Below are 11,495 nucleotides of genomic sequence, written 5' to 3'. Positions count from 1 at the left end.
TTCTCTTCATTATTGTACTTAAGATGAACTAATAACAGTAATAACTTATTAACTATGAATCAAATTCAACTTCCGAAAACCTACGTGGCATTATCCGATTTCAGAAAAAACGATATCTATCTTCCTGAAATGAACCAGGCTCAGATTATTGCAGATTTCTTTCCCGGAACTTTTACAGAACTTACCCAGCGTCTGTCAGATATTACAGGAGCTTTTTATGGCGGAATGCTCAAGCAGATTGGCAGACTTTACGGAGCCGATGCAATTGAGCAGCTTTCCAGTACATTCATGTATGATCTCGCATCCAGAATGACACTGAGAACTCTCGAAGCAAAACCTAATCTGCAGCCTGGGATTCCGGCTGTAGCCAAAATACTGATAGGAGCAATTTTTACATCCAGTCCCGAATATAATTTTGAATTTAAAGAATTAAATGACTATAAATGCGAATTGCTCATTAAAGGCATAGACCGTTACCATAAAATAACTTATAGTCTGCAAATTGCAGGGCTGTTGAAATGGCCAGTCATAAAACCTTTTATACAGGGTATTTGCGACACTATGGGACTGGATGTTTTACTTGAAGTAAAAGTACTCAAGCTTGATCCGGATAGCTCATGCAGTTACCATGTAGTTATCGCAGAAAAATAGAGCAGAATATTGAAATAATAATTTCAGATATCAATAGAAGCGGACTTTAGTCCGCTTTCTCTATTATAAGGAAGGATCGGCTTCAGCCAAAGCATAAAACCGAAGCCCCGCACCGCGAATCCCTAATCAATCCTCTCTATCCAATCAATCCCGCTGACATCAATCAGTTTAAGTGCATGAATTTCGCTTTTCTGAAGAATATCATCAATACTCACGGTTACATCAGCCTTTGCTCCCAATGGAATGACCAGACTGTGTTTTCCCGGTTTTACTTTGGCCACGTAATGATTCTGTATATTTTCTTTAGGAATTCCGGAGAGTTCTTTATGATCAAATTCCTTTAAAATCTTTCCGTTTTTGTCGAGAATATGAATACCTATGAGAAAAGAACCGTACACATCAGCACCTTCTGTTCTGTAGACTTCAAACCTTAACTGTGAATGATTATGAGAGATATTTGAAATTTCCAGCTTAGGTTTTACCGATTTATTATGCAGGGTTCCCCATACACCTCCATGAAAATACTGATTGGTAAAAAGAGTTAAACTAAATATGATAAAGGAGCCTGCCAGCACAAAAACTTTTGGGTTTGAGACAGGAAAAGTTCCTGATCCCAACCATTGAAATGCTCTTTTTTGAGTGAATTTTTTGTTATTCTTTATGAAATAATAATCCAGAGAATAAGATCCGCTTCCTGTAAGAAACAGTACAAATCCGCCTGCAATACCTAAAACACCTATTTGCCATTCATCAAGACAGGTTGTTCCCAGCCAGCCGGAACCCAGTAATATTCCGAGGGCAAGACTGAAAATTCCGATACTCATTAACCGTGTAAATAATCCTAGAATAATGAATAATCCTACAACCGCTTCAATAATGGTAAAGATGATCATGGAGCGCTCTAAGGCATCCGGATGGGTAACAAGATATTCAATAATGGGTTTTATTCCCAGAGCATTTGGTAAGAAATGATTGAATTTTTCCCCGATATATCCCTTTTCATCAGGAATAAGCTTGTTTTCGAGGATCAATCTGCGCCAGAACGCTGAAAAGTAGGTCCATCCGATAACCATGCGGAGGGATAAAGTATATAATCCGGCCAGCTCTGAAGACTGACGGTTTAAGATATGTTTCATTGAAATTAATATTGTATTGTAAAAAACTGATTTTTAATTAGGCTAAAAAAAATTAAACCAGATTAAGCTTCAGTCTTTTAAATAAAATATACTTCGGTGGGCTGTTTCCTGTAGAATACCCTGAGTAGTTATTGAAAGAAATCTTTTTTTCAACAGAATTTCCGGTTGTTAAAGAAAATTCAGAAAAAGAATTTCTGTATTGGCTCTGAGTTTTGTTTTTTGAAACTGAAATTCCGGAAGTAGCTGATGCAGAATCACAACTGAAAGAAAGTGAAGAGGTAGTTTTGATCTTATTCAGTCCGCTGATGAACTGAATGTCAAAAATATCAAGAACATTTCTTTTCACAGAACATGGAGATAATGAAAACACCAAAATAAGCATCGTAATGATAGCTTTATAGGTTTTCATATGGACTCCTGAATTGTGCATGATTACAAAACTACATTTTATTTCAATGTAAGTTTAATAAATTCTAAAAAATTGTCCTGCTGATCTACAAATAAGTAATGGGAACAGTTATCAATTAGCCTGAAATGGTTCTTCCCGACAATATTTTTAAGATCATTCAGCTGTTTTTCTGAAAATATGCCGTCATTCTTACCATACACTGCAAAAACGGGAGTTCCTTTTTTTCGAATATCTTTTAAAACTATTGTGTTATCCAGGTTATTCAAAGGTTCATTTTGATAGAATTTAATTGGAGAATCAGCATTTCTTATATTGTTTTTGTAAAATTCCCCTGCTTTGTATTCTGTTCTCAGCATTTCACTTTCGGGAGTAGGATGAAGCATATCAAAGAATCCAAGTTTCCCAGCCATATCATAACATCTTTTTCTATAAGCAGCAGAATTTTTGTCCAGACTTTCTATTTCTGAAATCTCTTTAAGCCGGGCAGGATCATTTTTAAAATGCTCTTTAGCCTGTTTTAAAATATGATCATAGGTTTCCTGTTGGGTAAATAAAGCTCCTGCCAACGTCAGCTTTTTTACCTTCTCAGGAAAATGATGTGTAAATAAAGTTCCGATAATTCCTCCAAAACTGTGGGCAAGAATATTGGCTTTTTTGATATGGTAAGTGGTATAAATACTTTTTAAATCCTCAAAACTTTCTTTGAATGTCATGGTAGCATTCTCATCCTTTGAGCGTCCTTCACCACGTCTGTCATAGACAATTACATAAAATCCTTTATCAGCAAGCTTCTGAGCGGTAGTTGCTTCAAACAAAGTGGCATTTCCGCTCGGTCCGCCATGGATAAAAATAATGGGAGGTTTTTTGGGATTTCCATACGCTTTTGAATATAAATTCTGTGCTTTGAAGAAGACTGAACATATAATAAAAAGAAGGGAAAACACAGATTTCATGATATTGTTTTTAAGTTCTCTAAACTACTAAATATTCTCTGAGAAGAAATACCTGAAGCACATGGAATTATTATTAATATTAAAATACTACTGACGTACAGTTGTCACAAACCTGTCTTATCTTTACCACATTATTTAGAATTTAAACAGAATATTTCAATGAGTTATTGTTTAGCTATAGAAGGAATGCAGCCCGAAAGCCGAAAAGAACTGCACAAAAATTACCATGATAACTATTATGGATTTCCTATTCATGATGATAATGAGTTGTTTGGAAGACTGATTCTTGAAATCAATCAGGCGGGATTAAGCTGGGAAACCGTTCTGAAAAAAGAAGACAGCTTCAGAAAAGCTTATGACAATTTTAATATTCAGAAAATAGCCGGTTATACGGAGGAAGACCGTGAAAGACTGTTAAGCGATCCGGGGATTATCAGGAATAAACTGAAAATAAATGCTGCCATTGAAAATGCAAAAACGATTATAGAATTACAGAAGGAATTTGGTTCGTTCGAGAAATGGCTGGAACATCATCATCCAATGATATTGCAGGAATGGATGAAATTATTCAAGAAAACCTTCAAATTTACAGGGGGTGAAATTGTAAACGAGTTTCTCATGAGCACCGGATATCTCAAGGGGGCTCACCATGAAACCTGTCCGATACACTCAAAAGTATTAGAACAGAAACCTTTGTGGAAGGGAAAAACGGCTAAGTAATATGGCTGGATTTCTACGGAATGACAAAGAGAAATATTTGACATTATGCATAGACTGTGTTATTCCGTAGGAATCTCAATTATTCTTTGAAGTCTCTTTCATCAGTTCTTTATGCTCATTACCCCATTTTTCAAACTCCAGAATAATGGGCTTCAGTTTGTAGCCTATTTCTGTAAGTTCATATTCTACCCGTGGAGGAACTTCAGCATATACTGTTCTGGTGATGATTTTATCTTCTTCCAATCTTCGGAGCTGAAGGGTAAGCATACGTTCTGTAATGTTCTGAAGCTTTTTTCTCAATTCTCCAAAACGCATTTTTCCATTAACCAGATAACAGCAGATCGCCAATGCCCATTGTCCCCCGATAATATTGGAAGCATAGATCTCCGGACATTCATCGGCAAGCGCTTTTTTATTGGCAAAATTGGTGGAAGTTTCCTTTATTTTAGTCATTACTTACATTTTTTATAGTACCGTACAATAGGTTGCTAATGTACGAAATGTAAGTTACGTGTTGTAATTTTGTAATAGAAATTTAAACATAATGAAGACCTTAGTAATTGTTACCCATCCTGATATTGAAAAATCTGTTATCAATAAAAAATGGATTGACGAATTAAAAAAATACCCTGAAAAATATACTGTTCATCAATTATACGAAGCTTATCCTGACGGAAAAATCAATATAGCTCAGGAGCAAAAGCTGATGGAATCTTACGATAAGATTGTATTTCAGTTTCCTTTCTACTGGTTCAGCAGTCCGCCACTTTTAAAGCAATGGCTGGATGAGGTGGTTTTATATGGCTGGGCGTATGGAAGCAACAGTGGTTTCAAGCTTGCCGGAAAGAAAATGTCACTGGCTGTTACAGCAGGCATAGATGAAGAAGGGTACAGTACATCCGGAGAATATAAATATACCATGAAGGAACTTTTCCGACCTTATGAACTGACTTTTGATTATATAAAGGCAGATTATAAAGAACCTTTTGTTTATTATGGAATTGAAAGAGATTCTTCCGATGAATGGATCAACAGAAGTGTTCCGATGTATCTGGAATTCCTGGATAATTTATAACAATATAAAAATGAAGTTGGACTCTTGAATTAAAGGAGTTCAACTTTATTGCTGAATATATTCAAAAGGTTCTACATTCCAGTCTTGTAAATATTTCTTTATGGTATTACTATCAATATTAAAAGGCACATCCTGATATTTCCAGCCTTTTGAAGGAACTTTTAAATCTATAAGATAGTTCTCAATAGAATAAATGCCAAGAACTTTTGCATTTTTAGGTTTTATAGAATCGAAAATGATGAGGAATTTATCTCCTTTTTTGTAAGAATAACTTGTTGTTTTAAAATATATCTTATTGCTAACCTGATATTTGTAATCTGTTCCTACACCATTGTTGTTCTTTGGATGCCAATCCGTAACAGCTTCTCCAATTGTATATTTAGGGGATTTGAGCATTTTTTTTACCCATAAATTCTCGTCTACCATGCAGAATATGATTAATCCTAAAGTGAGTACCAAAAGAATAATATGGAATTTTTCTAGGATAAATTTTTTCATATTCAATTCCGGTTTTTTTATTGAACTTTTCTCAGTTTACCAACTATTCCTATAATGGTTAAAAATATTCCCATGATTAGAAAAGGAAGCCATAGGACAAAAGAAATTTCACTTAGTTTGATGATGATTTCAGGATAGTTTCCTCTCGCCGTAAATAATCCAACAGAGCTAAAAAACATTATAATGGATAGGATAAACAATGATAATCCGATATAAAAGATATACTTGTAAACTGACTTCATTTTTTATTTATTTAAAATCCGATTAATTCTCTTCTCTGCTTCTTCCTTTGTAATGCCATTATAAAAATCATCAACAAACGGATGATCATAGCTTTGATGAGGATAGACAAAAGGACGGCCGATAGCATTATTTACCACAACCGTTGTAGGAATGCTTTCCTGAAAATCATAATCCGGAAGATACGTAGAAAGCCATCCGAAATACTCAGCTTCAAATTCTTTATTGTCATAATTTTCCACATATTCATCAAAGCTCTTTTCACTCAGGGATACCCAGATTCCATAATCCAGATCTCTGCAATCATCTGTGACTTCCTGTACAAGAACAGTACGGATAAATCTATGGGTATTTTCTTCCTCTTTTATAACGCAAAGGTCTGAACTGAGTTCAACATTTTTTAGTTCTTCTTCAGATAAGCAGGAGTAAAAATAAGGATATGAATAGGCTATTGCAGGCCAGTCTTCTTTCTCTTCTCCACAGCATTGGCAGATGTATTTAGTCATATTTTATTTATAGTGTTGGTAAAATTTATTATCAAATATCTCCGAAGGATCATATTTTCTTTTCAGTTCAAAAAAAGATTCTGCCTGCGGATATACCTTTCTCATTTTCTCTCTGCCAATATGAAGGCGGTAGGGAAGATAGAAAGTACCTTCGTTTTTCAGTGCAATATCTACCAGATGATTGGTCAGAAGTTTCATGGCCCGTTCCTGTTTCTCCGTTTTCTTTTGATTGAATAAAAATACAAATCCAAATACCTCTTCCTTTGCATAATTCATATAACTGTCTTCATCCTTATTCACTGCACGGATGGTGATATTAAGTAAATCTAAACCGGAGCTTTTCAAAACAGGTTTTATATCTTTAATAAACTGACTGAAGTTTCTCTCCGGAATAAAATATTCCTGAAGAAGATCTGTAGAATTTGGGTCTTTATTTTCAATGAGTGAAACATGGTCATTCAGAAGCTCATCTCTGGAATATACTGCATTTTTTGTCATCTTATTCAGTCCGGTTTCCAGATCCCAGCGAAGTCTTTTTCCATATTCACTGTTGACTGTACTTCTGAATACAAGGCGTTTTGTTTCTTCATTTTTAGCATTTTGAAGCGGAAGCGGTAAAGGTTTCTCATTGGCTTTCTCAAAATAATTAATGGTTGCTTCTTCAAGGAAATGCTTATCAGAAATTCTCAACCTTCCAAAAACCAGGTTGACATCAGGGTTTCCTGAGATGAATTTTTTATAATAACTGGGATATTTATCAGTACTTAAACGGATATATTTATACTGAAGTGCTACATTATCAACTACTTTTAATTTAATGTCAAGAATAATCCCGAAAAGACCATATCCACCAATCACGAGTTTAAAAAGCTCAGGGTTTTCTTCTCTGCTGCAATTGAGAATTTTCCCACTCTGATCCATCAGTGAAAATGAAACTACACTGGAAGAAATTGGAGGAAGATTTTTCTGCCATCCATGACCGTTGACACTCATTGATCCACCCACTGAAAAAGAACTGAAAGCCTGCATCACAGCAATAGATTTTCCATGTTTGTCCAGATATTTGATCGCATCTTCCCAAAGAGCTCCGGAGCCAATGGTAAGAATATTGTTCTTTTTATCCAGTTCCATATGTTTGTAAGGGAGCATATTAAGTAGGATTCCGTTAGGGTAAATGGTATGCCCTCCCATACTGTGCTGGGCACCGGCAATAGAGATTTTTAAGTTCTTCTCCTTTGCATATTTTATGATCTGATGGAGTTGGTTTTCAATTTCGGGTTTTGAATCAGGAACTTTGATGAGTGTATCAATTTTCGTTAAATTCAGTTGGCTTGCATCATTGGTATATCCTTTTGGGATTTCATTTTTAACATCAGATTCACTCCATTTTGTTTTAAGAACATGAATAACAGGAATCGAAATAAAAATAAGGATCATGACCATCCCCAGGATAAAAACAGGTCTCTTTTTCATGGTTATTTAAAAAGCTAAAATACTTAAAAATCCTTATCCAACCGTAGGCGTATCTTCTTCCTTTAATATTTTTTTCTCTTTCATCGTAAGCATCATTCTTTCATATTTGTACTTTTCCCAGCTGAACGTATTTAGGAAATCAAGAGCGGCCTGAAAACCTCTGTTAAAAAGTTCTTCCTTTTCCTCTTTTTTCATGAAGAAATTCAGCCAGCTGCTGGTACCACAGTTGACACTCTGTATACTGTACGAACGGTAAAAAGTATGTTTGGTAAGGAATGTCTTATCATTAAAACCTTTCAGAGTACTGATAATATTTCCGGCATAGCTGAATGGTGTTTTAAGAATTTCTTCACTGGTTTTTCCTCTTTCAGAAAGAATCGCAGAATCGCTTGTCAGCTGTACCCCGAAAAGAGGTATTCTCGGATAAAAAACTTCATCCGCATGAAACAGGTCAATAGGAAAGTTGGAAATACTTCCACCATCAATGAAAACTCCTGCAGGATTAATATCATCAGGTTTTGTATTCATCCAGTATTTCCAGGCGTACTTTACAGAATCGTCATCCTTATTGATCTGTTTCTGAAAAGGTTCAAAGAAAAAAGGAACTGCCATAGAAGCTCTCACAAATTCAGCCGGGCTGATGTGTTTCAGCTCCTCTTCAGACCAATAGAGATTGGCCATCGTAGGAAGTTCTACCTTAATTTTAGCATTGATATCTGTGGTAATAACTACATATTCAGACTTGAGAAGGTAGAAGGGATTGTTTTTATAATAATCATTGTTGACGGCGCTTTCGTAGAAAATTCTGTATCGGGTTTGGTCGATGTGTTCCTGATTTTTGATTTTAATTTTTTCGATACTTTGCAATGCCATCAGATAATATTCCTGGCCGTTTCCATAGCGATAGTTGAGATTAAGCTCCTTTTCTTTCTGGATGAATTTTTCGTTGAGATGGGCAACAGTTTTTATTCCAAACTGATCCAGCGCATTTTGCATGGTATTCTGAAAAACATTTCCGGGATTCAGTCCGCTGTTTTCTTTCCTGAAATTATTATATAGTTTTTGGATGCAGAAAAAGAGGATGACAGCCGGAATCAGAGGAATCAGAAACATCAGCTTCGCATTCATGATCGTCATTGAAGGTGCCAGAAAGGGAATACTGATCAGAATCATAAAAAGAATAGCGGCAATAACAGCATTGATCCTAAAGAAGTCTTTGTTGTTCAGCATCGCATGCAGAGTGGTCTTTACATAGGTTTTCCCATCCATAAAATCTGCAAAATTCCAGCTGAAAAGAATATCCTTGATAAGCTCACTTTTAGCTTCTTCTTTGGTCTTACAGGCAGCAATAAGCATGGTATTAATAGCTCCGGCACTCGTTCCTGCTACTTTCAGAAAACGGATTCCGAATATTTCCAGTCCATAAAGATAGCCTACCAATGCGCTTCCCCAGACACCACCACCTTCCTGTACAAACTCTACATACTGATTCCCGGACTGATCCAGGAGATCAGAGAATTCTTTGGAAGAGATATTCTCGTGCAAAGCAAGCAATTTATCTTTGGATGCCTTTGATAGAGAAGGATCTTCAAGAATTTTGTTGAGGTTTTCAGAAGTCATGGTATTTTGTTTTGATGGTGTTCAGGTTAAAGACAAAAAGTAATCACCAAGTTATATTTTATTGAAAGTAAAAACTTCGAGCCTTTGCGTTTATTAAAGATTAATTACCACTGTCTTCGTCTCACATAAATAAAGGTACTGATGACAACGGTTGCCATTGCTCCCAATGTGATAAAATATCCATACTTATGATGAAGCTCAGGCATATTATCGAAGTTCATTCCGTAAACTCCAGCAATAAAAGTGATGGGTAAGAAATAGACTGAATAAATTGCCAGAACCTTCATCACCTGATTGGCCTTTTGATCCGAAAGTGCCAGGAACATGGAAATAAGGTTGGTAATCTGAATATTCAAATGATCAAAATCGGCAACCACGTCTTTATGTTTATCTTTTAAATCCACAATTTCTGAGTCCTGTAAATTCAGTAATTTAAATTTGTCAATAGCATCTGTAGAAATTACCAGTACACGGGAATTTAATCCAGATTTTCGTTTCAGTTTGTAAAGACGGCGGATCTGGCTGGTATGATTGGTGTTTTTAAGAAAAATTTCATTCTCAATATTGTCCATTGTTTCAAACAGACTTAAAGATTCATCATCAAAACTTTTCATGATCAATATAGCAATCATCAGTGTGATCTGCTGAGGATTAAGATCTTCCTGAATCAAAGACACTTTCTTCTTGACTTCAGTGATGCTTCTGGTTTTCATCCTGTGGATGGTGATAATGGTATTTTCAACCAAAAAAATTCCAATTTTGGTGCTGATATCGCTGATGGTATTCAGATTCTTTCTTTCCAGCTCTGTACTTTCACGGAGTAAGAAGAATTTTACATTTCCGTCTTCTTCATATTTCGGAAGGTGATTAGGATCCATGGTATCTTCCAGAAGAAGATTGTTGATTTCATATCTTTCATGAAGAAATTTCAGGTCTTCTGCAGTAGGAGCCTCTACATCTACCCATTCGCACTGGGAGGTTCTGTATATCGTATCAATTGGCATAAAGTAAAAATACTAATATTTTGAAAAACTATGTGTTAAATAAGTTTTATCTTTGCCAAAATTAAAAAACTATATGATTAAAAGTACCATAAAAGGGGTGGGATTTTATGTTCCAGATAACGTTGTTACCAATGATGATTTGGCAAAACTAATGACTACCAATGACGAATGGATTACGGAAAGAACAGGGATCAAGGAAAGAAGACACAGAAAAAACAGATATGACTCTCAGGAAACCAGTGCTTATCTAGGTTTTAAAGCTGCAGAAAAAGCCATCCAGAATGCCGGGCTTACCTCAAAAGATATCGATTATATTGTTTTTGCAACTCTTTCACCGGATTATTACTTTCCCGGATGTGGAGTATTGCTTCAGGATATGTTGGGATGCGATACCATTGGAGCATTGGATGTAAGAAATCAATGTTCAGGATTTGTCTATTCTATGAGCGTTGCCAATGCATTTATTAAATCAGGAACTTATAAAAATATTCTTGTGGTAGGAGCTGAGGTTCATTCTTTTGGGTTGGATTTTTCTGATGAAGGAAGAGGGGTTTCTGTTATTTTCGGAGATGGAGCAGGAGCTGTTGTTCTTTCTGCATCAGAAGATGAAAATGCAGGAGATATCTTAGCGATGAATATGCATTCTGAAGGAAAATATGCTGATGATCTTTGTACTCAGTTCCCGGGTTCAAAATACGGATGGAGTGACAGAATGAGAAAAGATCCTGAAAATGTAACGAATAAAGAAGTATATCCGATCATGAACGGAAACTTTGTATTCAAACATGCGGTAACTAGATTCCCTGAAACAATGATGGAAGCATTGAACAAAGCAGGAAAAACAGTGGAAGATCTTGATATGTTCATTCCACATCAGGCGAACCTGAGAATTGCTCAGTTTGTACAGGAGAAATTCGGATTACCGAACGAAAAAATCTTCAATAATATTCAGAAATACGGAAATACAACTGCTGCTTCTATTCCTATTGCTTTAAGTGAAGCGATCGAGCAGGGAAAAATAAAAAGAGGCGATCTTGTACTTCTTTCAGCATTCGGAAGCGGATTCACCTGGGGGAGTGTTTTGTTTAATTTTTAATTTTTTTCATCATTTAATAAATTAAACGTTTTTTTTTAAAATCATTATTTATTAATTGATTGATATTCAACGGAATGCTTTGAATGATGTGTTTTATTGAATATCTTTGTGTAG

14 protein-coding genes are annotated in these 11,495 nt (G+C 35.6%); 4 read left to right on the top strand and 10 right to left on the bottom strand.

The features are described from left to right. Positions 1 to 54 precede the first annotated feature (54 nt). Entirely contained in the window at positions 55 to 651 is a 597-nt protein-coding gene (locus tag BUE84_RS16080) for a hypothetical protein (protein ID WP_079242552.1), read from the top strand. 122 nt (positions 652 to 773) lie between these two features. Here BUE84_RS16080 and BUE84_RS16075 read toward each other — a convergent pair whose 3' ends face one another. The 3 genes from BUE84_RS16075 to BUE84_RS16065 are packed head-to-tail and all read right to left on the bottom strand — an operon-like array spanning position 774 to position 3,149. After that, a complete protein-coding gene (locus BUE84_RS16075; RefSeq protein ID WP_079242551.1) occupies positions 774 to 1,787 on the bottom strand; it encodes a TQO small subunit DoxD in 1,014 nt (337 codons plus the stop codon). Between the two features lie 52 nt (positions 1,788 to 1,839). Beyond that, on the bottom strand, positions 1,840 to 2,217 hold the full coding sequence (locus BUE84_RS16070) for a hypothetical protein (protein ID WP_079242550.1): 378 nt from the start codon (positions 2,215 to 2,217) through the stop codon (positions 1,840 to 1,842). A 17-nt stretch (positions 2,218 to 2,234) separates the two neighbouring features. Next, complete coding sequence (locus BUE84_RS16065) at positions 2,235 to 3,149, bottom strand: alpha/beta hydrolase (protein WP_079242549.1); 915 nt, start codon at positions 3,147 to 3,149, stop codon at positions 2,235 to 2,237. Positions 3,150 to 3,308: 159 nt separating this feature from the next. Here BUE84_RS16065 and BUE84_RS16060 point away from each other — a divergent pair, with 159 nt between their 5' ends. After that, positions 3,309 to 3,869 carry a DNA-3-methyladenine glycosylase I gene (locus BUE84_RS16060; protein ID WP_079242548.1) on the top strand — a complete coding sequence of 187 codons (561 nt, stop codon included), beginning with the start codon at positions 3,309 to 3,311 and terminating at the stop codon, positions 3,867 to 3,869. Positions 3,870 to 3,944: 75 nt separating this feature from the next. On the opposite strand, the gene BUE84_RS16055 is transcribed toward BUE84_RS16060, so the two are convergent. Further along, positions 3,945 to 4,322 (bottom strand): winged helix-turn-helix transcriptional regulator, encoded by a 378-nt coding sequence (locus BUE84_RS16055; RefSeq protein ID WP_079242547.1) that lies wholly within the window; start codon positions 4,320 to 4,322, stop codon positions 3,945 to 3,947. A 91-nt stretch (positions 4,323 to 4,413) separates the two neighbouring features. On the opposite strand from BUE84_RS16055, the gene BUE84_RS16050 reads away from it, so the two are divergent. Then, the gene (locus BUE84_RS16050) at positions 4,414 to 4,944 is read left to right on the top strand and encodes an NAD(P)H-dependent oxidoreductase (protein ID WP_079242546.1); all 531 of its coding nucleotides are present in this window, start codon (positions 4,414 to 4,416) and stop codon (positions 4,942 to 4,944) included. A 45-nt stretch (positions 4,945 to 4,989) separates the two neighbouring features. On the opposite strand, the gene BUE84_RS16045 is transcribed toward BUE84_RS16050, so the two are convergent. The 6 genes from BUE84_RS16045 to BUE84_RS16025 form a co-directional block, all read right to left on the bottom strand. Next, positions 4,990 to 5,442 carry a hypothetical protein gene (locus BUE84_RS16045; RefSeq protein ID WP_079242545.1) on the bottom strand — a complete coding sequence of 151 codons (453 nt, stop codon included), beginning with the start codon at positions 5,440 to 5,442 and terminating at the stop codon, positions 4,990 to 4,992. 17 nt (positions 5,443 to 5,459) lie between these two features. Continuing rightward, positions 5,460 to 5,684 carry a hypothetical protein gene (locus BUE84_RS24225; RefSeq protein WP_145953273.1) on the bottom strand — a complete coding sequence of 75 codons (225 nt, stop codon included), beginning with the start codon at positions 5,682 to 5,684 and terminating at the stop codon, positions 5,460 to 5,462. 3 nt (positions 5,685 to 5,687) lie between these two features. After that, positions 5,688 to 6,188 (bottom strand): DUF2199 domain-containing protein, encoded by a 501-nt coding sequence (locus BUE84_RS16040; protein ID WP_079242544.1) that lies wholly within the window; start codon positions 6,186 to 6,188, stop codon positions 5,688 to 5,690. Between the two features lie 3 nt (positions 6,189 to 6,191). Further along, on the bottom strand, positions 6,192 to 7,661 hold the full coding sequence (locus tag BUE84_RS16035) for an FAD-binding oxidoreductase (protein ID WP_079242543.1): 1,470 nt from the start codon (positions 7,659 to 7,661) through the stop codon (positions 6,192 to 6,194). Positions 7,662 to 7,694: 33 nt separating this feature from the next. Further along, entirely contained in the window at positions 7,695 to 9,281 is a 1,587-nt protein-coding gene (locus tag BUE84_RS16030; protein WP_079242542.1) for a patatin-like phospholipase family protein, read from the bottom strand. Positions 9,282 to 9,385: 104 nt separating this feature from the next. Next, positions 9,386 to 10,285 carry a CorA family divalent cation transporter gene (locus tag BUE84_RS16025; protein WP_079242541.1) on the bottom strand — a complete coding sequence of 300 codons (900 nt, stop codon included), beginning with the start codon at positions 10,283 to 10,285 and terminating at the stop codon, positions 9,386 to 9,388. A 73-nt stretch (positions 10,286 to 10,358) separates the two neighbouring features. On the opposite strand from BUE84_RS16025, the gene BUE84_RS16020 reads away from it, so the two are divergent. Then, positions 10,359 to 11,381 (top strand): 3-oxoacyl-ACP synthase III family protein, encoded by a 1,023-nt coding sequence (locus tag BUE84_RS16020; RefSeq protein ID WP_079242540.1) that lies wholly within the window; start codon positions 10,359 to 10,361, stop codon positions 11,379 to 11,381. Positions 11,382 to 11,495: the final 114 nt, after the last annotated feature.

This window comes from Chryseobacterium indologenes (assembly GCF_002025665.1).
Lineage (GTDB): Bacteria > Bacteroidota > Bacteroidia > Flavobacteriales > Weeksellaceae > Chryseobacterium > Chryseobacterium metallicongregator.
Note: the sequence above shows the minus strand (reverse complement) of the source record. Positions and strands in the feature narration are given on the sequence as shown.

What these genes read in the sequence shown, in the direction of transcription:
- BUE84_RS16080 (WP_079242552.1), top strand. Translation starts at nt 55, where the DNA reads ATGAATCAAATTCAACTTCCGAAAACCTACGTGGCATTATCCGATTTC.
- BUE84_RS16075 (WP_079242551.1), bottom strand. Translation starts at nt 1,787, where the DNA reads ATGAAACATATCTTAAACCGTCAGTCTTCAGAGCTGGCCGGATTATAT.
- BUE84_RS16070 (WP_079242550.1), bottom strand. Translation starts at nt 2,217, where the DNA reads ATGCACAATTCAGGAGTCCATATGAAAACCTATAAAGCTATCATTACG.
- BUE84_RS16065 (WP_079242549.1), bottom strand. Translation starts at nt 3,149, where the DNA reads ATGAAATCTGTGTTTTCCCTTCTTTTTATTATATGTTCAGTCTTCTTC.
- BUE84_RS16060 (WP_079242548.1), top strand. Translation starts at nt 3,309, where the DNA reads ATGAGTTATTGTTTAGCTATAGAAGGAATGCAGCCCGAAAGCCGAAAA.
- BUE84_RS16055 (WP_079242547.1), bottom strand. Translation starts at nt 4,322, where the DNA reads ATGACTAAAATAAAGGAAACTTCCACCAATTTTGCCAATAAAAAAGCG.
- BUE84_RS16050 (WP_079242546.1), top strand. Translation starts at nt 4,414, where the DNA reads ATGAAGACCTTAGTAATTGTTACCCATCCTGATATTGAAAAATCTGTT.
- BUE84_RS16045 (WP_079242545.1), bottom strand. Translation starts at nt 5,442, where the DNA reads ATGAAAAAATTTATCCTAGAAAAATTCCATATTATTCTTTTGGTACTC.
- BUE84_RS24225 (WP_145953273.1), bottom strand. Translation starts at nt 5,684, where the DNA reads ATGAAGTCAGTTTACAAGTATATCTTTTATATCGGATTATCATTGTTT.
- BUE84_RS16040 (WP_079242544.1), bottom strand. Translation starts at nt 6,188, where the DNA reads ATGACTAAATACATCTGCCAATGCTGTGGAGAAGAGAAAGAAGACTGG.
- BUE84_RS16035 (WP_079242543.1), bottom strand. Translation starts at nt 7,661, where the DNA reads ATGAAAAAGAGACCTGTTTTTATCCTGGGGATGGTCATGATCCTTATT.
- BUE84_RS16030 (WP_079242542.1), bottom strand. Translation starts at nt 9,281, where the DNA reads ATGACTTCTGAAAACCTCAACAAAATTCTTGAAGATCCTTCTCTATCA.
- BUE84_RS16025 (WP_079242541.1), bottom strand. Translation starts at nt 10,285, where the DNA reads ATGCCAATTGATACGATATACAGAACCTCCCAGTGCGAATGGGTAGAT.
- BUE84_RS16020 (WP_079242540.1), top strand. Translation starts at nt 10,359, where the DNA reads ATGATTAAAAGTACCATAAAAGGGGTGGGATTTTATGTTCCAGATAAC.